The sequence below is a fragment of the Eubacterium multiforme genome (genome assembly GCF_030813415.1).
In the GTDB taxonomy this organism is placed as follows: domain Bacteria; phylum Bacillota; class Clostridia; order Clostridiales; family Clostridiaceae; genus Clostridium; species Clostridium multiforme.
In genome coordinates, this window is record NZ_JAUSUF010000013.1 from 1 (window position 1) to 21220 (window position 21220).

Genomic DNA, 21220 nt, shown 5'->3' on the forward strand with positions numbered 1-21220 from the left:
TTCCTCCTCATTATCTAAACACACATATATATAATTTAATTTTTTCATTTTTATTAAAATTAAAAGGTTTTGAAATTTTTATTTCTTTTCCCTTTGACAGTTATTATTATATAATAGTAATTATCCGTTGTAAAGTCTTTTACAGAAATTTTTTAAATATAATTAATATTAAATCTATTACCATTTTTAAATACACTGTTTATTATTTTTCTAATGTATATTTTTGTTAAATAACAAAACAATGCCAAATTTTCAAATTATATATTATGACAATTGTATAATAATACAACAAAAAAAAGACTATAGATTAATCTATAGTCTTTTTCCCTTAACAGAAATTATCTGTTGTTTCTTTGTTGCTTTCTTGCTCTTCTGCAGTCTGGGCATCTTACTGGTTCGTTATCGAATCCTTTTTCTTTGTAGAATGCTTGTTCTCCTTCTGAGAAGATGAATTCCTTACCGCAATCTTTACATACTATTGTTTTATCCATTCTAATTCCTCCTGTTTAAAGACTTAATTAAAACTTATAAATTCTCTAAAAGGAGAAAGTTATAACCTAATTCATTCTTTAATCATTATTTGTATTTGTATTTCTACTTCTTTAATCTTAACAAATTAATTACTTTAAATCAAGTTTTTTTAAAAATTAAAGATTTTTTAGTTCAATTAAAAATTCTATTATTTTTATAATAAAATATAAAAATAGAGAGTTCGTAGAAATCTCTACAAACTCCCATATTTATAAACTATCTGTTATTTCTTTGTTGCTTTCTTGCTCTTCTGCAATCTGGGCATCTTACTGGTTCGTTATCGAATCCTTTTTCTTTGTAGAATGCTTGTTCTCCTTCTGAGAAGATGAATTCCTTACCGCAATCTTTACATACTATTGTTTTATCCATTCTAATTCCTCCTGTTTAAAGACTTAAGTTAAACTTATAAATTCTCTAAAAGGAGAAAGTTATAATCTAATTTATTCTTTAAAAATATTCTTTGTATCTCTACTCTATTAACCTTAACATAGTAATATAAAATATGCAAGAACTTTTTTACTACCTACTTTTACTATGATAATGTAATCATATTTAATTAATAAAAATTTAGTTTCTAAAATATTAATTAAAATACTTAGTTAAATGAAAATTTATATAAAAAATAAGTCTTAGAAAAATTTCTAAGACCTATTAATTAATCTATTTTTATGATTTTAAGCGAAATATCTATCTAATAATCCTTTGAATGCTTGACCATGTCTTGCTTCATCTTTACACATTTCATGTACTGTGTCATGAATTGCATCTAAGTTTAATTGTTTAGCTAATGTTGCTAAATCTTTCTTTCCTTGGCAAGCTCCAAATTCTGCATCTACTCTTGCTTTTAAGTTTTTCTTAGTGTCAGCTTCTAAAACTTCTCCTAATAACTCTGCAAATTTAGCTGCATGTTCTGCTTCTTCAAATGCTGCTCTCTTATATGTTTCTGCTACTTCTGGGAATCCTTCTCTGTCTGCTTGTCTTGACATTGCAAGATACATTCCTACTTCTGTACATTCCCCTACAAAGTTTGCTCTTAATCCTTCTATTACTCTTTCATCAACGCCTTTTGCTACTCCGATTCTATGCTCGTCAGCCCAAGCCATTTCTCCCTTTTGTTCTACAAATTTATCTGCTCCTACTCCACATACTGGGCACTTTTCTGGTGCAGCTTCTCCTTCATAAACATATCCACATACTTGACATACAAATTTTTTCATAATTTTCTTCCTCCTCATTATCTAAACACACATATATATAATTTAATTTTTTCATTTTTATTAAAATTAAAAGGTTTTGAAATTTTTATTTCTTTTCCCTTTGACAGTTATTATTATATAATAGTAATTATCCGTTGTAAAGTCTTTTACAGAAATTTTTTAAATAAAACTATATTCTAATTAAATATTCAAAAAATTTTATGAATAATTTGTTTCTTAAAAGATTTTTTTCTCAATAATTTAATTATATCTTTTATAAAAATAAATTGCTACTTAATTAACAAACAAAAGAAAAAGTTATCTATTCGTTAATAATTTTTCACTTTTAAAATGCAAATAATAATTTCCTCATTTATAGAAATTACAAATAAAATTTTAATTAATATACTTTATAAAAAAATTTATGTTTAGTTACTATTGATTTTAAATAGCCTCTTAGTCCCACTTAATTCCTTATTAAGATGATCTTAAAGTTCAATCTATCAATATTAATTTAAAACACAAACTACAAAAAAATAGAACTAGAAAATTTTAAATTTTCTAGTTCTATTTTTATTTATATATTTTAAGGGGTAGTGTGCTAATTATTTTTCAAAATATCTATCCAATAATCCTTTGAATGCTTGACCATGTCTTGCTTCATCTTTACACATTTCATGTACTGTGTCATGAATTGCATCTAAGTTTAATTGTTTAGTTAATGTTGCAAGTTCTTTCTTTCCTTTGCAAGCACCAAATTCTGCTGCTACTCTTGCTTCTAAATTTTTCTTAGTGTCAGCTTCTAAAACTTCTCCTAATAATTCTGCAAATTTAGCTGCATGTTCTGCTTCTTCAAAGGCTGCTCTTCTATACATTTCTCCAACTTCTGCATATCCTTCTCTATAAGCTTGTCTTGACATTGCAAGATACATTCCTACTTCTGTACATTCTCCAGTAAAGTTAGCTCTTAATCCTTCTATTACTCTTTCATCAACGCCTTTAGCTACTCCAATCCTGTGTTCATCTGCCCAAGCCATCTCTGCATCTTCTTCTACAAATTTGCATTTTGGTGCTCCACAAACTGGACATTTTTCAGGTGGTTCTTCTCCTTCAAAAACATATCCACATACTGTACACATAAATCTCTTCATAACTAATTCCTCCTTAAGTCATCTTATAACTTTTAATTTAATATTTTAAGTTTAAATTTACCATCTAGGGCTTGTTTAGTTATATTTCATAGCTATAAAATCAACAAATTTAAGCTTATCTTTTATTATTTTTATTCTTTTGTATTTTAAATAATTTTTCTTTTGTATAACATACTTTTATTTACATAATTTATCTTCTGTATATTATCTTTTTTATCTCTTGTTAATTAATATATTTATCTTTTGATACTCTTTAAGAGGCCTCTATATTTATATATAATACACTTAAATTTTTATAATAAAAGGTCTTTTAATCACATTTTACTCTTTGTTTAACCATAATTAAAATATAGTATTCTTTGTTAATATATATTCATATTACTTTTGCCTTTAACTTACTAGTTTTCTATTGTTATATCCACTTTAAAATATATTTTTATTATTTATTCATTATATAATTCCATTATTTTTTTGCATTCTTTTATTATTTCATCTTTTATTTTCTTAGGTTCTAAAACCTCAGCAGAACTTCCCATTTCCATTATCCATTTAATTACATCAGTTTTCCCTTCAATAATTCCATTATAAATTAAATAACCTTTATCGTTATAATCTTCTATTTTTTCATGAACTACCCACTTATGCTCTTTAAAACATTTTGCATATGGATAATATATTTTCAGCTTTATATTTATTTTTTCTCTATCACTGTATATTCCTATTCTACTATTTAAATACTCTTTAACATCAAAATTTCCTTTATTAAAGGTGTCATCTAATTTTTCCAATTTCTGAATTCTCACAAGTTTAAAATTTCTAATTTCTTTTCTAAATTCACAATAAGCAAGCATATAATTTGCTCCTTGATATAGATATATTGCATATGGACAAACTATTCTTGTCATACATACATCACTTAAATTTGAATATACTATTTTTAGCTTATTAGAATTTACTATACATTCATTTATAACAAACCATTTTTCTTTTAAATTTTCATTATATTTATTTTTTCTCTTAACTTGAGCAGTAGCATTTTCATTCCAGAACCAATTATTGCTTACTTTTTTATAATTAGATAAAACTTTTATAATACCAGAATTAAATTCTCCTTTAAGTGGAAATGTTCCAACTTGTATGCAATTAATTGCAAGTTCCAATGCTCTTATTTCATTATCAGTTAAATTGGCATTAAATGGTATATTTCTTTTAATACTATATCCTCCGTATCTCCCCCTTTCTTCCTGTATCATTATACCCGCCATACAAAGATCATCTTTATATCTACTTATTTGTCTTATATCAACTTCTAATTCTTCTGCAATTTCTTTTCTAGTCATTTTTTCCCTGCTTTTAAGGAGCATTAACATATTTAAAGCATTATTTACCTTACCCAATAGTATTTCCCTCCTCTAATTTTTAATTTTAATTACTAAATTATTAGTTGATAGCGCATTTCAAAATAAAAGTGGGATTTTGCCCCCTAGCAAAATCCCACTTAAAATAATTCCTAACTTTTGTCTTTATGATAATAGTTATACTATTAATTTACCACCTATTTTTGAGAAAACTTTTAATAAATTATGACAAAAGTAATTATTTGAATACCTTAATAATACACTTTAATGGTGACATATAAATGTAACAATATTATTTTGTATCTTATTAACTAATACTGTGTTATCATATTTAAAAAATGTTATATATATTTAAAAGCACAATCAATATTAATACTGAATTGAATATTTTTAAAATATTTTTTTCTGAAATTGTCTTATTAAGTCTATATCCTATAAAGCCTCCCAAAACACCACCTATAAGCATTACAGGAAGAACACTTAAATTGTAACTTGAAAATCCTGTTGTACAAGCTATAGATAATATTTTAGCTCCTTGTGAAAATAATATAACTATAATTGAATTTCTAGCTGCATCTCTTGCTTCCATATTGAAAAATATAGTAAATATGGCTACATTTATTGGTCCTCCACCTATACCTAAAAAAGCTGCTATAGCTCCAAGTATTACTCCAAGTATAAGTATTACAAAGCTACTTTTTAAGTTATACTTTTTGAATTTATCAGATTTATTCATATATAAAAATACAAATAACAATAAAATTATAAGCATTATACTTTGAATATTCATAATCAAAGTTTTATTTGGAACTTTTAAGACTAAAACTTTAAGTAACTTTTGTCCAACAATTCCTCCAAGTATTGATCCACCAGCTATTATAGTTGTCCTTTTTATATCTATCTTATCTTTTTTCATTAATTGTTTTCCTATAGATACAATAGACATTATAAATATTGTTGATGATGATAGTAAATTAACTGTTGGAAGAGAAAAACTTGATACCGCATCTAAAACGGGTTTTATTATAACTCCTCCTCCAATTCCAGCAGCAGCTCCAATTGTAGTTGCCACTATTGCTACTAAGAAATATATTATTATATTCATAGCATTCACCTAACTTATCCATTCTCTAAGGTTTTACATAAGCATATCCCTCATTTTGTTTCTTTATAAGTTCCATAACTCCAGCTGGAACTACTTTTACAAAATCACAAAGTTCATCTTTATTTATTTTCATCTTATTTAATGAATTATTACAAGCTGCAAAAACAACTCCTTTATTTGATAATTCACTAATTTCATCATAAAATCCAAGATCCTTTGAAACATTTTCTTTCAAATTAACTATTGGAGCTCCATGAACTAAAAGTTCAATAATTAAATCTTCTTTTTGTTTTAAAAGATTTACTATATTACCTAAAGCTAAATCCCATTTTTCTTTTTCATCTACATGTAATATAACTTTCATTTTTATCCTCTCCTTTTTTATACTTACATAATAACAACTTAAAATGTAATGACAATTTCAAAACTTTGAATAATATATAAACTTAACTATTAATATTTTATATTTACTCTTAACTTTACTTATATAAAAAAAGTAAGCTATCTTAAATTAAATAGCTTACTTCTTATTTATTAGACTGTTATTTTTAATTTTTTAACTAATTTAACACCTATAATTCCACCTAAAGTTAATGAAGGTAAGAATACCCAACCTGATAGTGACATATTACTTATTCCTGAGTATAATGCTCCAACATTACAACCTAATGCAATTCTTGCTCCATATCCCATTAATAATCCACCAATTATATAATATATAACATCTTTTAATTTAAAGTTCTTCTTAAAATTAAAGTGTCCTGCAAGTAATGGTGAAATTAAAGCACCAACTAGTATACCCATATTTCTCATTGAACCTGGATCATTAAAGAATCCACCTCTAACTGTATCCATTTGACCTTGGAACCATCCCCAAGTAGAAACATCAACTATTCCAAGAGCACCATAAAACCATGAAGCCCAATGAGCAAATACTGCTGTAACCCCCCAGCTTGTACCAGTTACTACTATTATAGAAATAAACATTATCATTAATAATACTGCACCAGTATAATATGACCATCTTCTAACAAAAAATTTATGATATGTTTCTTTACTAAAGAACTTATATTCCTTTGGTTCTTTTAAATCTTCTTCCCATTTTTCATATTTTAATGGTTCATATTCATTTTTTCTTTTTCTCATACTTTCATATTTCTTAGCTATTATGTATATAATTAAAAAGCCTAACAATGATAAAAGTATTGTTCCAATATAACCAAATACATCTGGTAAATAAACTTGTGCATGTACTTTAAAGAATACACTTTCTTTCCACCAAGGCATATCATGTGCACCCCAAAGTGCTCCTGTACAGAAGAAGAATAAAACTATAAGACCTCTTCCTTCTCCTTCACCTGCATCAGTTAATGTTCCTGAAGCACAACCTCCACCAAACATCATACCAATACCAAATAATATTCCACCAAGAACTGTAGCTATGTTTGCAGGTTCTACATAATCAGAACCTGGTATTATTGCTGCACCTGCAGCTGCTTTATATGCAACTTGTGCTCCATTTATGTATGCTCCATAGTGAATAGCAGCTGTTGCTATTAATGTTATTGCAAATAAAAACATTAAAGCTTTTGTTAAACTACTATCTCCAGTATTATATATTCTTCTTATTCCTCCAGCAAAACCAAATCTTGATCTTTGAAGTATATATCCAATTGACAATCCTATTAACAATTGAAATGTTAACATATTATTTTTTGAAAATTGGAAAATTGCAAGTGCTATCATAGCAAATAATAATATAAATCCTGATACAACTTGTTTCTTATTCATATTCATATGTATAATTCCTCTCTTTATTAAATTTTAAAATTTATATTAAGGAAACTTATCTTTTGCCTCCTTAATATAATTTATATATTCATTAATAATAGATAACTTCTAATCAAAGTTATATTTTGTTACTATCTTATCTCTCTTTTGTGTCATATCATTAAAATATTCATAGAAACAAATTCCCATAAAACCGCCTGCAATATTATATATATTATTGAATCCTAAATGCTTAAGAGCTAAACATGCATTATAACTTCTTTGTGCACTTCTACAATGTAAATAAACTGGTCTATCCTTTGGAATTTCATCTAATCTATCTCTAATTTGACTTAAAGGAATATTTTTAGCATTTATTATATGTCCATTTTCATATTCATCTTCTTCTCTAACGTCTACTATAAATGCTCCCTCTTGTACTAATTCTCTAACCTTTGTAACATAAACTTGTTTAAATGTCTTTTGCATTAAATTTGATCCAACAAGTGCTGCATGATTTACAACATCCTTAGCAGTTCCAAAAGGAGGTGCATAGCAAAGCTCTAAATCTCTTAAATCCTCTAATGTTCCATTAAATTTAATTAATGTAGCTATAATATCTACTCTCTTATCAGCTGCTCCTCTACCTATTGATTGAGCACCTAAAATTCTTCCTGTTGGAACTTCATATATAAGCTTAAAGTGTAATGGTTCACTGCCTGGCATTAATCCAACTTTATCTTGTGGAATAACTCTTACAACATCATAATTAATATTTAAATTTAATGCTTTTATTAATCCCTCTGTAAGTCCTGTTGATGCTCCATTATATCCAAAAACTTGTATACATGATGAACCAATGTATCCAGTATTTCTATTTGGAATTCCATTTATGTAATCTGCCACTGCTCTTGCTTGTTTTTGAGCTGGTCCTGCAAGAGGTAATCTTGTAATTTGTCCTGTTAATGGATTAAATACTTCTACAGCATCTCCAACTGCAAATATATTTTCATCATTTGTTCTGTAATTTTGGTCAACCTTTATTCCACCAGTTTGTCCAATTTCAATACCAGCTTCCTTTGCAAGGTCTGTTTCTGGAGTAACACCTATTGCCATAACTACTGCATCAGCTTTAATTTTCTTTCCTGATGCTAAAACAACTGTATCTTTCTCAAAAAACGCTACCTTATCACCTAAAATTAAATTAACTCCTCTGTCATACATTTCTTTATGTAATATTTGAACCATATCATAATCAAATGGTTTCATTATTTGATTCATAGCTTCAACTAAAGTTACATTATAACCAGCTTCAATTAAGTTTTCACAAACTTCTACTCCTATAAAGCCTCCCCCAATAACAGTTATATCTTTAGTTTCATTATCATTTATAAAATTATTTAATTTAGCAATGTCAACTACATTTCTTACTGTAAATGAATTAACTTCTTCTAATCCTTTTATAGGTGGAACAATAGCCTTTGCTCCAGGAGAAAGTATTAATTTATCATAACTTTCTGTATATTCTTTACCATTTACAACGTTTTTTACTCTAACTTCTTTCTTTTCTCTATCAATTGCAATAACTTCTGTATAAACTCTTGCATCTATTCTATATTGGCTATAAAATTTATCAGGTTTCATTAAAACTAGTTCATCACTATCTTCAACAATTCCACTTAAATGATACGGAAGGCAACAATTTGAAAATGACACGTGAGGTCCTCTTTCAAACATTATTATATTATCTTCTTCATTAAGTCTTCTAAGTCTAGCTGCAGTTGAAGCTCCACCTGCAACTCCTCCAACAATTACAAATTTTCTACTCAATATACTCATCTCTTTCTATATTTTAATAAATAAACTTCTCATAACATTGTGATTTATTTCACGTTAAAAGCTTAACATATCTTTAACATTCTGCATAATAACTCTTTGTTATCTAAGCATAAATAATTTTTATAGCAAGACTTTTATTTAAAGGGATAAACAAGGATATTTTGCCATTTAACACATAATTTTATAAAAAATTTTTCTCTCTTCTAGTTTGACAGTATATGTGGGGTACTATAAAATAATATTAAATTCTATTAAATGTTTATAAAAAATATATATTTTTTTAACAATAAAATTTATAACTAGGGATGTGTTTTTAAATGAATTTAACTTATTTACAATCCTTTTATACAACAGTTAAATGCAATAGTATATCAAAAGCAGCTAAAGAATTGCATCTTACACAACCAGGTCTTAGTATGCAACTTCAAAACCTAGAACAGGAAATTAACGCTAAAATTTTAATTAGAAGCAATAAGGGTGTATCTCTTACAGCTGAAGGTTCTGTATTATTTGAGTATGCTGAAAATATGCTTTCTCTTAAAGATAATATATTGAAAGATATACAAAATTTAAATAACAAAAACAAATCAATTAAATTATGTTCTTGCAAAAATTTAGGTGAACATATTCTACCATGTAGCCTTTATACTTTTAAAGAAATATATCCTGATATTGATATAAGTATGGAAGTTAGTAACTCTACAACGGTAATAGAAAAAATTAAAAATCATGATATAAATATAGGAATAATACAAGAGATGGAAATACCAGATGATATAGATGCTATTCCAATATTAAAAGATAGATTAGTTCTTACAGGAGGACCTCAAAGTACTATAAATAATATGACTCTTGAAGAATTGAAAAATATTCCATTAGTTTCTAGAGAGGTTGATTCTGCAAATCAAGTTCTTCTTGAAAATAGATTAAATAATTATAATATTAAATTAAATGATTTAAATCTTGTACTATCTCTAAATTCTCCTGAAGCAATAAAGTCTTCTTTAAGAAGTAATATGGGCTTTGCATTTTTACCAGAAACAACCATAGAACATGAAATTCGAACATCTAAACTAAAAAAAATCCTTATAAAAGATTTTGATATTCCATTTAACTATTACTTTGTACATAGAAAAAATTATCAATTTACAAATCATGAAAAGAAATTACTTAGTTTTTTAAAATCAAAAAATAGATGTTTTTGTTATTAAAAATTTACCTGTCTTAAAATGGACATAACTATAAGGGTAAAATTGCAATTTGCAATTTTACCCTTTTTTATATAACTACAAAACATTATTTTTTAATTATTAATGTTAACATTCCTTTTTCTATTAGATTTAACAAAATAAAATATTCCACCAAATAGTATCCATAAGCTTAATGCAAATAATTCAACAGATTTTAAAGAAGCTGGTGAACTTGGTACTAAAAGTAAAAATATAAATAATGAACTTATTAATATTCCTAAAATTCCAAATATCCTTTTTGAAAAAACATTATTATTTTTAAATACTATAAAAGAAACATATAGATATGCAATAGAAGCTCCAAGAGAAGACATATTCACAATAACATTAATAACTTCTCTTCCAAACCAAGGAGCTATAAGGCTAATTATTGATGTAAATATTATTGCATTTTTTAGCACTCCCTCTTTATTTTTCATTGAAAGTCTATCCCATATCATTCCTTTAGATGAAACTGATCCAATAAGTTTTGTTGTACATATCATAAATCCATTAATACCACTTATAACAGCTGCTGTAAGTGCAATTATAAGAAGTATAAATCCAAAGGTTCCTAAAAATTCAAATACAGCACTTCCAAGTGCCCAATGTTTTAATATTGCATCATTTCTAGAATAAGCCATAGCTGTTGTAATATTTAAAATGTTATATATTAGCGTTCCAATACTTAAAGATATTATTGCAACCATAGATGCTTTTTTAGGTGAAAATTTAAATTCCTGACTTAATTGAGGAATTGCATCAAACCCAATAAAAGCAAAAGGAGTTATTGCAAATATAGTTAAAACCTCCTTTAGATTAAAAGAGTAGTTGTTTAAATAATTTGAAATTATAACTTCTTTATTTGTTTTAAAAATCATTCCAATAAATACTGAAAAAATCATTATAACTAATAATATTATTATGATATTTTGTATTTTACTTGTGCTTTTTATTCCTTTTATATTTATATAAGCAAATAATATTATAACTATAGCTGATGTTAGCACTTCTCCAAAATAAACTGGACTTCCTGCTATTTTATATAAATATCCAAATTTTAATATTCCTCCAAATAATTTTTCAACTACTAGTGGAAAGGCTGTAGCATTTAATGGAATCATAGTAAGATAAGCTAAAATAAGAAACCACCCTACAATAAAGCCATGCTTTTCTCCTAGATATTTATAAGTAAAACTAAATTCTCCTCCCTCTTCCCTGTGGCATTCCATCATTACCCTATAATTTTTTTCTATTATTATAATGCAAATAGTACCAAGTATTAATCCTATAGCTGTATTAATCACTCCAGCTTTACTTAAAAATTTTGTTCCTGGAAGCATAAATGCTCCCCATCCAATAATTGACCCAAGTACTATAGAAAATACATCAAATCTATTAAGATATTTCTTCATATGTTCTCCTTTAAACAATTTTATAATTGTTAATTTTTTATCTATATAAATGTTACTATATTTATTCTATCCTTTGTAATAACAATTAATTATAGTAGATAAAACTTTTTTATATCAAAATAATAAAAAAGTAAGTTATATTAAAGGAAGTTTAAATTTCTATATAATCAACATGTAAATGAAAAATATCCAAAATAAAAACTCATATATTCATAACTTTATTAGCAACTTATCTATAAGCTAGCATAAAAGCTCTTTGAATATATGAGTTTTAATTTATTTTGATATTAAATTTATACCATATATAACGTATTCATTTTTCCATCCACTAAAAATATATAATATGTAATTTCCTTTTCTATCAGGTACCTTTATTTTCTCAGTTGTTTTTCCTATCGATTCAAATAGTCTTTCATCTAAGTCAACAGCTTTATCTCCATCTAATAAACAAATACCTATACATTCCTGATTGTACTTAGTAAAATTTATGTCTATATACTGTCCTGATTTTGCTATAATTTTAGGAAGTCCACTTCCTTTTATAACATCTTCTTTTTCCTTTTTTACTATTTTAATATTATCTTTTTTTGATGAGTATACAATTATTTTTCCTTCTTTTGAAGTGTCCTCATCTTTTATTATTACTTTCGGAAGACTGTTTTTTTCTTTTTTGGAGATACCTTTTTTCCCATCTTCCCTTTGCTCTTTAGAGCCACCATCATAACTTTGTAAATATAATTCCAATTCAGATACATCCGTATCTTCTGTAGGTGTACTAACCCTTCTTTCATATATTATGCATCCAGATAATGCTAACACAATTCCTAAGGTAATCGTTAGTACTAAATACTTTCTAAAACTTTTCTTCATTCTACTTCCCCCATGTAATTTTCTTAAGCAAGTAAATACATTTATATATTTATTCTATCATTTTTAGAGAAATATTCCAGTGCATTTTCCAATTTTAAAATACACTGTATTTTGTTTATATTATGTACTTATATTTATATTTCATAAAACAATACCCTTTAAATGTTTTAAATACTTAATTCATTTAGATTTTTATTCTTAAATATTATAATTTTAATATTATTTTTGTTTAAATAAAATTTATTTTAAATCTTCTATAAAAACATAATAAAATATTATTTCCCCTATGTTGAACTAACATTTATTTTAAATAAAACTAAAAAACTTATTAATAGTTACTTAAGTAACCCTCTAAAAATCTATCTAAAACAAAACTTAATTTTCAAATTTAACATTGTTAACCCATTTATTAATAATATTAAGTTTAAAAGAATTAACTCTAATATGTAATAACTTATTTTTAATAATCAATTAAATGCCTTTATATGTCTTTTCCACTCTGATAATATAAATGTCATTAAATAATATTTATTTTATAAAAAATTAAGGAGGTGGATGAAAACCTTATAGTAATTAATCTGTAATTAAAGTTTTAAATTACAAGGGGGTGCTTTATTTGAAAAAATACAAAGGTTATATATATATCTTTCTAACTGCTTTATGTTTCAGTACTCAAGAAATAACTGGTAAATATTTAGCATTAGATCATCTTAATGCATATCAAATAAATTCAATAACATTTCTAATTGGTGCTATTATTCTTTTGCCAATGGCTTTAAAGGATATAAAGAAAAATCACCTTAAACTTACTGCAAAAGACTGGGGATATCTTTTAATTTTAGGTCTTGTACAAGTTACTATAGGTATGTCACTTTTACAAGAAGCTTTATTATTTACTACTCCAGCTATTGTCGCTATAATTGTTTGTTCAAATGCAATGATAACTATTCCAATTGCAAGGGTCGTTTTAAAAGAAAAAATGGATAAAAAAGCTTGGATTCCTATAATAATGGCTGCAATTGGAATAGTTATTATATTCAACCCATTATCTGGTGGTGCTTCTGGAAAAGGTTTATCAGATCATATAATTGGTGTTACACTAGCACTTTTAGGAGCAATATCAATATCTTTCTTTAATGTATTAGCAACTAAAACAATAAATAAATATGGTAAAGCTGTAACAAATAGTTTTTCTTTCTTTCTTGGTGTAGCAGTTATGTTTATATGTATGCTAGTTCTTCATATCCCAATTATAAAAGGAATACATCTACATGATTTAGCATTGCTATTATATGTAGGTATAGTTGTTAAAGGACTTGGCTTCTTATTCTTCGTTAGTGCTATGAAAGAAACTTCAGCAATAACTGCAACAAGTGTATTTTATATAAAACCAATTTTAGTACCTATACTAATGTTTTTAATTATGGGACAAGTAATTAAACCAAATGTTTTACTTGGAACAGTAATAATAGTTTGCTCATCACTTATACTTTATAAAATTAAAAAGTCAAATGCAGCACATAACTTAAGTCCTTCTCATTAAATTTTTATATATAAAAAGGAGTATCTCTTATTTTTTAAAAGATACTCCTTTAAAATCTTATACTAAACTAATTCAAGTTCAGTAATTTCTTTGCTTATTATTTCTGCTGAAACTTTTTGGACTAATGATCCTCCAGATGTTGCAAAAACATCACTTGAAATAATTAAATCCATTATTGTATTTGCAGTTGTATTATTTACATCATCTTTTATATCCTTAATAGATATACTAACTTTTTTGTCTAATTCGTTTTTAAACCCCATTACTAATGATTTTTCTATCATATTTATTCCCCCTTAATATTTATTTCTTAGGTTAAATTTTTATTCAGTTTTTGATAAAATACTATCTTCTTCCCTTTCTATTGCAACTATTGGATATTTTACAATTCCTGATAATGCATCTCCTAAATTATATAATTTCTCATCTGTTGCAGTTAAGTTTATATTATTAAATTTTTGATATTTAATAATATCCCTTCCATTACCATCCTTACCTCTTTTATAGCTAAATTTTAAAGCTATTTGATCAACTGTTTTTGTTATCATTCTTACCAACTCCTTTCACCTAATATATATGCACTTATATAAAAAAACTAAAAAGGATATTAGAAGATTTTTTAATTATCCTCTAATATCCTTTTAATTAATCCACATTATTAGTTCATTTCACTAATAATCCACACTTTTATAAACTCCTCATCCCTAAAAACTCTATTATTTTTTTCTCTAAAAAAAACTTTCCTATCGCACATATTCTTAAACCATTTAACCATAATTTCTCCCCCTTTTATCTCTAGTAAACATTTTCATTTTTCATAAATATTATACCATATTATCCTTTTCATGATAATATTTGTATTTTAATATCCCTTTATTTTTATTAATACACATTATAAATTTTTATAAAAAAATTTTGTCTAAGTGGAACAAAAATCTTAAAATCTTTTTGTTTCACTTAGACAAAATTAATTTAACTTCTCTTTTAATTCTTGTGCATTTATTTCAGTAATAACATCTTTATTAGCTTTAATCTCTTCTTCAGTTCTTTTTCTTCCATTTGTAATTTCGATTTTTTCTTTTCTTCTAGTTAAAACCCTTAAAGAACAACCACCTAGTGATAATATTGAAACCGAAATTAAAACCGTCAACAAAATTGCTAACTTTTTCCCCTTCATTTGTTCCTCCAATATTTATTTTATCTTTTGTATTTACATCTAGTTTACATATTATTAATAAACATTATAATTTTATAATATTATTAAAAATTTTTCAACAAAAAATAATCTTAAAATATTATTCTCATAAATTTTACTTAAAATTTTTAAGAAAATACTTTAAGATTATTAAAAAAATTAAATACTGGGAGTGTGTAGAGTGCATTTAATTATTATTTTTTCTCTTTAAATATATTAAATATTGTAGCTCCTATTGCTAGTGTAGCAACTCCTACTGCTAACTTTTTCTTATGTGGAAAAGTAAACTTTTTAGGTTTTTTTGATTCTACAATAACTAAACTACTATCACCTTGATTGTTATAATTTCTGTAAAGACTTTTAAGTCTTAAATATTTTTCCATTGAAAAGTTATTCATTAAATCTGTAGTACATCTATCAATATAACTTCCTAAACTTTCTTTATTCTTTCTTTCAATTCTTTTTCCATTATCATCATCAAATACATCATTTTCTATTGCTTCTTCTTCTAATCTTTTAATTATAGCTTCATTTTCATTCCATAATAATGCATTTATTAACTGTTCCTTAAGCATACCCATCCCCTCCGTTTATTAGATCATTTCTTTAATTTAATTATAATATTTTTCTATAAATATTTCCCCTACAAACTTATTAAAATTGATTACAAATATGTTACTTTTCTTATTTATAAATAAAGCGCCTAATAGAAAATACAAATTATTTTTCTATTAGGCACTTTTATATTAATTATTTGAATTTATTTTTTTATTTAATTCAATAATACTTCCTCTTTGATCCTTATTTATTGTTTTCATATCAATTTTTTTAAGTTCATCTTCAGCAGCTTTATATTTATTTGCTTTTACAAACTTTTGTGCTTTCTTTATATGTGCATCATTTGATTGTTTCTTACTTTCTATATCAGTAAGTTTACTTTTTAAATTATCTATATCATCTTTAATTGCAAAATCTTTATATTCTACTGGTATCTCATTTAATTCTTTTTCTGATTTTTTATATTCTCCATCTTGAAAATGAGTTACAGCACCTAAATAATCACTAACTATATTCATTAACGTATTTGCTTCTTTGTTATTACTATCTTGATCTAATGCATCTTGTAGTGCATCTTGTGCCTTCATATATTGTTTATTATTTATATAGTCCTTTCCCTCTTGAATTGACTTTGTAACCATTGAATTTTGGCAACCTACTAAAGATAATCCTAAAAATATTACTGCAATAATCCCACTTATTTTTCTATTTATTTTTTTCATTTTTTCTCCTCCTTTATTGAAGAATTTTATAGTTTAATTATATAATAATTATTTTAAAATTAATCAAATTTCACAATAAATTTTCAAAAAACATAAAATTTTATATTAGATTTATTCATTTGATGAAATATTATATTATGTTATTATTATATTATCTTATAAATAACTACATTGGAGGACTTTTAGTGGATATTTTGTGTGAAATCCAAAAAATGTATAATGATTTTTCTGATAAAGAAAAAAACATTGCAGATTATATTATAAAAAATAGTAATATGATTAAAAATATTAATATTAAAGAATTAGCTAAAAATACAGGAACTTCTGGAGCTACTATTACAAGATTTTCAAAAAAAATTAGTTGTGATAGTTTTGTTGATATGAAAATTAAGTTAAATGCTCATAAAGTAGAAAAAGAACATAGTAATGAAATGGATATGTTCTCATATGTATATCAATATTATAATGAAGTTATTGAAAAAACTAAGTATTTAATAGATAAAAATTCTATATTTAATATAGTAAATGAAATTAAAACTGCTAATAAAATATATATTTATGGAGTAGGTAGTTCAGGTCTAACTGGTGATGAAATAATGCAAAGATTATTAAGAATGGGCTTTAATGTTCATTGTATATCTGATTCACATATGATGATAATAAATAGTTCAATAGCTTCAAAGGATGATTTAGTTATTGGTATTTCAATTTCAGGAGAAACAACAGAAGTTGTAAATGCTCTTAGAATATCCAAAAATAACGGAGCTAAAGTTGTTTCAATTACAAGTTTTGAAAATAGTTCTATAACAAAGTATTCTGATATTAATTTTACAGTTTATAATGCTAAATTTGTTGATAAAGAAAGATTTATAAATTCTCAATTTTCAATTATGTATCTTTTTGATTTAATTTCTATGGTACTGCTTAAAGATGCAAACTTAAGCAATAAGATGCAAATAACTGTTGATGCAATATTAAAAGGCGTATAAAATTATACGCCTTTTAACATTTATTAGTATTTATTTTATATAGCTTATTTAAAATTAAAATTACAAATTGCTTTTTATAATTATTTTATACTTTTATAAGGATATCTTAAAGGCAATACAGACATAAATTCTTTTAATTCTATAATTTTATTATCATCATTAAATTTTATCCATGACACACCATTAAAATCATTTATATCTTCATTATGTTTATGTTTAAAATACCACTGACAAATAAATGTTTTATCTAATATTATAATATCTTTAATATCCCAATTTAATACTTCACTGTTTTTGTGCCAATCATCAAACCATTTTTTAATCTCTTCTAGTCCACTATATGCAGGTCCCCATGATTCTATATAAGATACATTTTTTGAAAAAGTTTCTTCAAGAACAGAATTATCATTAACTATCCATGAATTAAAATATTTTTTAACTATACTTTCTTTACTCCATCTATCTGCCTTTTTATCAATATTTTTTATAAAATCATTTTTACCATTACAATATCCATCAATATCATATTTAAATTTTTTTGCTAAATCTATCTTCAAATTTTCATACTTTTTTGCTTCATCTTTATTGGAATTCATATAATCCCTAAAATTTAAATGTCGTTTTATTTCTTTATTTCCTGTCTGAAAAATATGTATATGGTGAGTTCTATTATATAGACCTTTAATAAAAAATCTACGTTCCTTTATCCCAAATTCACCTTTTTTTATATAGCCTAATTTCATCATAGCCTCATTATAATTATCAATATTTTTAATATCCTTTACTTCAATTAAAATATCTATTACAGGTTTAGCATATATTCCTTTAATTGATGTACTGCCTATGTGATGAATTTTTATTATTTCATCATTCATTATATCTTTTATTTTTCTTGATTCTTTAATAAATTCTTTTTCCCAATTCTCATCATAAGGAACAACTTCTATTACCCTTGCTTTATCTTCATTTATCAAAAAAATCCCCCCTCTATTTAATTTAATATAATTATATTAAATTTCATGCTTTATACTTATATTACTATATTTATCTATTTTTATGTAAGTATTGATTTTATACAGACTTATATTAAGCTTTAATAAACTCACTAATGAACTTTTAGTAAACATTTACACATTGTAAATAATTTAAAAGGATTTTTAATTATTTGTATAGAAGTAATAATAAAGGAAGGTGGTTATTATGAAAAAAAGATTATTATTACCCTTAGATGGAAGTGATAGAGACTTAATAGCCCTTAATTATGTGAGAAATAATTTTGATCCAAAGGAAACAGATGTAGTATTACTAAATGTAGGAGAAATAGTATTTATTAATGGTATGGTTGTCCCTGAAATACTAACTGAAAATAAAAATTCAGGAAATGACATATTAAATAAAGCTAGCATGGAATTAAGTGAGTTTAATTGTGAAAAAGAATTTGCATTTGGCTATGTAGACAAAGAAATTTTAGACTACTCACAAAGTGAAAATATTGATGCCATTATTATGTCAAAGAATACTAAGAAAAAGTTTATAGCAATTGTTGGTTCTGTTACTGCTCAAGTACTAAAAAAAGCAAGATGTACTATGATAATACTTCCTCAATCTTAAAAAAATTAGTCCCTGTAATTTAACAGGGACTTTATTTATTATATTATTTTAATAATTTTCCTATTATTTCTGTTGCATCCATATACTTTGCAATAGATTTATCATAATTTAATCTATCGATTATTCTAGCTAAGAATTCTGACATATCAACGCCTTTAAACCATTTAGAATCCATTAATTCTTGTGGTATATATGTTAAGTTAGTGCAATATACTCTTGATATTACTCCATCTTCATAATATTTCTTAAACTTATCTAATCCTTCTGTAAAGAATCCAAATGTTGTAGCAACATATACGTTTCTAACATTTCTAGTCTTTAATTCTTTTGCAATATCAAGAACTGATTCTCCTGATGCTATCATATCATCAACTATTAAAACATCTTTTCCTGAAATTTCTCTTCCCATATATTCATGTTGAACAATAGGATTTTTACCATTAACAACTAAAGAATGATCTCTTCTCTTGTAGAATAAGCCAACATCAACACCTAAAACACTTGAATAGTATATAGCTCTATCCATAGCTCCAGTATCAGGGCTAATTACAAGTAGCTTTTCTTTATCTAATTCTAATGAAGATTCGTTGCTTATAAGTGCTTTTACAATATCATATGTTGGATATATATTTTCAAAAGATAATAAAGGACTAGCATTTTGAACATTAGGGTCATGTACATCAAAAGTAATAACTTCATCAACACCTAATCTTTCAAGTTCTTGAAGTGCTAATGCACAGTCTAAAGATTCTCTACCCTTACGTCTATGCTGTCTTGATTCATATAAAAGTGGCATAATTACAGTTATTCTTGCAGCTTTTCCTTTAATAGCTGAGATAGTTCTCTTTATATCTTGGAAATGTTCATCTGGACCTTTATGATTTATAAATCCAAACATTTTATATGTACAACTATAATTTCCAATATCACATAAAATATAAATATCCTTTCCTCTAACACTTTGAGAAATCTTAACTTTTCCTTCTCCATTAGAAAATCTTATTTCTTCAGTTGGTATTAGGAATGATTTCTTAGAATTTCTCTTCTCTTGAATATACTTATCAACAGCATTTCCTAATTCTGTACAGCTTTCTAATGCTATTATTCCTAATTCATGGTTTAATTCAGTCATTTATCTATCTCCTTTTTTATATTTTAAAATATAGTATATCATTTTTCATATATAGTATATCATTTTTATCCTATATTTCATATTAATTGTATTAATTTTTATAATTTTTTTATTTAAATACTTGCTATAATTTATTCTTTATATAATGTAACATATATTATTGTAAAATAATAAAATTAATTTTTAAATATTATACTTAAAAAGATCTATACTATTTCTATTCAATTTAATTATAATATTACCTATTTTATTTTCAAGTTCTTTTTTATAAATATAAATTATTAATACATCTTTATAAATATATATTAATAAACCTATTAAACTTGTACTAATTATATTATACAATAATTAATATTTACTTACATTAATAATATTAATTATTATAATAATTTATTGAACTAAAAAAAGAGAATTAAACTTTAAAGTTTAGCTCTCTTTTCTAATAATTTAATTAACTAAATATTGTTCTTTCAAAATTTCTTATTTTCTCTCTATTTCCATAATCTACTTTAACTTCGTAAAGGCTTATTTCATTATCACTTATATCATACTCTTCAGTATCTATAGGATCTGAGCCTGTAGCATAATCTTCCAATATATCTAATAGAGCTGAAGCTGGTGCCATAGCATCCTTCTCATAGAATCCTCCAGTAGTTAAGTCTATATTTATACTTAATAATGAGTCTAACCCATCATGTAAAGTTTCATCATCAATTCTATTAAAATATTTAAGTAATAAATATAATGCTGTATTTAACTTTTTGCAATCTACATTTGGAAGTTTTTCAAGCTCGTCTTCACTAAGTAAAATTCCATAGTTTAATATTCCCTCTATTATTTTTAAACCTTGTAAACTTGTAACTTCTCTATATTTTATATGTTTAATTAAATTTTCTTTGTCATTACTATTTATGTTATTATTTATCATTATTATCTTTTTTAGTAATTCATTAATGTCAAATTTTTTCATATGTATCATCTCTTTTCTTTATAGTATTATACAATA

The 21220-nt window shown here is 25.1% G+C and carries 23 protein-coding genes; 4 read left to right on the plus strand and 19 right to left on the minus strand.

The window, feature by feature from the left end:
- Nucleotides 1-338: 338 nt before the first annotated feature.
- The 9 genes from J2S18_RS13610 to J2S18_RS13650 all read right to left on the minus strand — a co-directional run bounded on the left by J2S18_RS13610 (nucleotide 339) and on the right by J2S18_RS13650 (nucleotide 8941).
- Nucleotides 339-491: a zinc-ribbon domain-containing protein gene (locus J2S18_RS13610; RefSeq protein ID WP_204596206.1), complete on the minus strand. Its 153-nt coding sequence runs from the start codon at nucleotides 489-491 to the stop codon at nucleotides 339-341.
- A gap of 256 nt (nucleotides 492-747) precedes the next feature.
- Complete coding sequence (locus J2S18_RS13615) at nucleotides 748-900, minus strand: zinc-ribbon domain-containing protein (protein WP_204596206.1); 153 nt, start codon at nucleotides 898-900, stop codon at nucleotides 748-750.
- A 305-nt stretch (nucleotides 901-1205) separates the two neighbouring features.
- On the minus strand, nucleotides 1206-1748 hold the full coding sequence (locus J2S18_RS13620; RefSeq protein WP_307487591.1) for an NADH peroxidase: 543 nt from the start codon (nucleotides 1746-1748) through the stop codon (nucleotides 1206-1208).
- 584 nt (nucleotides 1749-2332) lie between these two features.
- The gene (locus tag J2S18_RS13625) at nucleotides 2333-2878 is read right to left on the minus strand and encodes an NADH peroxidase (RefSeq protein WP_307487593.1); all 546 of its coding nucleotides are present in this window, start codon (nucleotides 2876-2878) and stop codon (nucleotides 2333-2335) included.
- A gap of 443 nt (nucleotides 2879-3321) precedes the next feature.
- A complete protein-coding gene (locus tag J2S18_RS13630; RefSeq protein WP_307487595.1) occupies nucleotides 3322-4275 on the minus strand; it encodes a helix-turn-helix transcriptional regulator in 954 nt (317 codons plus the stop codon).
- Between the two features lie 292 nt (nucleotides 4276-4567).
- On the minus strand, nucleotides 4568-5341 hold the full coding sequence (locus tag J2S18_RS13635) for a sulfite exporter TauE/SafE family protein (RefSeq protein ID WP_307487596.1): 774 nt from the start codon (nucleotides 5339-5341) through the stop codon (nucleotides 4568-4570).
- A 25-nt stretch (nucleotides 5342-5366) separates the two neighbouring features.
- Nucleotides 5367-5705 carry a DsrE family protein gene (locus tag J2S18_RS13640; RefSeq protein WP_307487597.1) on the minus strand — a complete coding sequence of 113 codons (339 nt, stop codon included), beginning with the start codon at nucleotides 5703-5705 and terminating at the stop codon, nucleotides 5367-5369.
- Between the two features lie 170 nt (nucleotides 5706-5875).
- Nucleotides 5876-7132, minus strand: coding sequence for a YeeE/YedE family protein (locus J2S18_RS13645; RefSeq protein ID WP_307487732.1), 1257 nt, complete (start codon nucleotides 7130-7132; stop codon nucleotides 5876-5878).
- Nucleotides 7133-7240: 108 nt separating this feature from the next.
- Nucleotides 7241-8941: an FAD-dependent oxidoreductase gene (locus J2S18_RS13650; RefSeq protein ID WP_307487599.1), complete on the minus strand. Its 1701-nt coding sequence runs from the start codon at nucleotides 8939-8941 to the stop codon at nucleotides 7241-7243.
- A 326-nt stretch (nucleotides 8942-9267) separates the two neighbouring features.
- Between J2S18_RS13650 and J2S18_RS13655 the strand changes: the two genes are divergently transcribed.
- Nucleotides 9268-10161: a LysR substrate-binding domain-containing protein gene (locus J2S18_RS13655; protein ID WP_307487601.1), complete on the plus strand. Its 894-nt coding sequence runs from the start codon at nucleotides 9268-9270 to the stop codon at nucleotides 10159-10161.
- A gap of 92 nt (nucleotides 10162-10253) precedes the next feature.
- On the opposite strand, the gene J2S18_RS13660 is transcribed toward J2S18_RS13655, so the two are convergent.
- Together J2S18_RS13660 and J2S18_RS13665 are read right to left on the minus strand one after the other, a co-directional pair.
- Entirely contained in the window at nucleotides 10254-11594 is a 1341-nt protein-coding gene (locus J2S18_RS13660; RefSeq protein ID WP_307487603.1) for an APC family permease, read from the minus strand.
- A 276-nt stretch (nucleotides 11595-11870) separates the two neighbouring features.
- Nucleotides 11871-12464, minus strand: coding sequence for a hypothetical protein (locus tag J2S18_RS13665; RefSeq protein ID WP_307487605.1), 594 nt, complete (start codon nucleotides 12462-12464; stop codon nucleotides 11871-11873).
- Between the two features lie 607 nt (nucleotides 12465-13071).
- On the opposite strand from J2S18_RS13665, the gene J2S18_RS13670 reads away from it, so the two are divergent.
- Nucleotides 13072-14007: a DMT family transporter gene (locus tag J2S18_RS13670; RefSeq protein ID WP_370873854.1), complete on the plus strand. Its 936-nt coding sequence runs from the start codon at nucleotides 13072-13074 to the stop codon at nucleotides 14005-14007.
- A 62-nt stretch (nucleotides 14008-14069) separates the two neighbouring features.
- Here J2S18_RS13670 and J2S18_RS13675 read toward each other — a convergent pair whose 3' ends face one another.
- The 5 genes from J2S18_RS13675 to J2S18_RS13695 all read right to left on the minus strand — a co-directional run bounded on the left by J2S18_RS13675 (nucleotide 14070) and on the right by J2S18_RS13695 (nucleotide 16482).
- Complete coding sequence (locus J2S18_RS13675) at nucleotides 14070-14291, minus strand: DUF2922 domain-containing protein (protein ID WP_307487608.1); 222 nt, start codon at nucleotides 14289-14291, stop codon at nucleotides 14070-14072.
- A gap of 39 nt (nucleotides 14292-14330) precedes the next feature.
- Nucleotides 14331-14555, minus strand: coding sequence for a DUF1659 domain-containing protein (locus tag J2S18_RS13680; RefSeq protein WP_307487609.1), 225 nt, complete (start codon nucleotides 14553-14555; stop codon nucleotides 14331-14333).
- A 419-nt stretch (nucleotides 14556-14974) separates the two neighbouring features.
- A complete protein-coding gene (locus J2S18_RS13685; protein ID WP_307487610.1) occupies nucleotides 14975-15184 on the minus strand; it encodes a hypothetical protein in 210 nt (69 codons plus the stop codon).
- Between the two features lie 212 nt (nucleotides 15185-15396).
- Nucleotides 15397-15777: a hypothetical protein gene (locus J2S18_RS13690; protein WP_307487612.1), complete on the minus strand. Its 381-nt coding sequence runs from the start codon at nucleotides 15775-15777 to the stop codon at nucleotides 15397-15399.
- A gap of 171 nt (nucleotides 15778-15948) precedes the next feature.
- The gene (locus J2S18_RS13695; RefSeq protein WP_307487613.1) at nucleotides 15949-16482 is read right to left on the minus strand and encodes a tetratricopeptide repeat protein; all 534 of its coding nucleotides are present in this window, start codon (nucleotides 16480-16482) and stop codon (nucleotides 15949-15951) included.
- Nucleotides 16483-16667: 185 nt separating this feature from the next.
- Between J2S18_RS13695 and J2S18_RS13700 the strand changes: the two genes are divergently transcribed.
- A complete protein-coding gene (locus J2S18_RS13700; RefSeq protein WP_307487615.1) occupies nucleotides 16668-17471 on the plus strand; it encodes a MurR/RpiR family transcriptional regulator in 804 nt (267 codons plus the stop codon).
- Between the two features lie 80 nt (nucleotides 17472-17551).
- On the opposite strand, the gene J2S18_RS13705 is transcribed toward J2S18_RS13700, so the two are convergent.
- Entirely contained in the window at nucleotides 17552-18445 is an 894-nt protein-coding gene (locus J2S18_RS13705; RefSeq protein ID WP_307487617.1) for a GrpB family protein, read from the minus strand.
- Between the two features lie 226 nt (nucleotides 18446-18671).
- On the opposite strand from J2S18_RS13705, the gene J2S18_RS13710 reads away from it, so the two are divergent.
- Nucleotides 18672-19082, plus strand: a complete 411-nt coding sequence (locus J2S18_RS13710) for a universal stress protein (protein ID WP_307487618.1) — start codon at nucleotides 18672-18674, stop codon at nucleotides 19080-19082.
- Between the two features lie 43 nt (nucleotides 19083-19125).
- Here J2S18_RS13710 and J2S18_RS13715 read toward each other — a convergent pair whose 3' ends face one another.
- The gene (locus tag J2S18_RS13715; protein ID WP_307487620.1) at nucleotides 19126-20214 is read right to left on the minus strand and encodes a ribose-phosphate pyrophosphokinase; all 1089 of its coding nucleotides are present in this window, start codon (nucleotides 20212-20214) and stop codon (nucleotides 19126-19128) included.
- Between the two features lie 451 nt (nucleotides 20215-20665).
- Nucleotides 20666-21184 (minus strand): hypothetical protein, encoded by a 519-nt coding sequence (locus J2S18_RS13720; RefSeq protein ID WP_307487622.1) that lies wholly within the window; start codon nucleotides 21182-21184, stop codon nucleotides 20666-20668.
- Nucleotides 21185-21220: the final 36 nt, after the last annotated feature.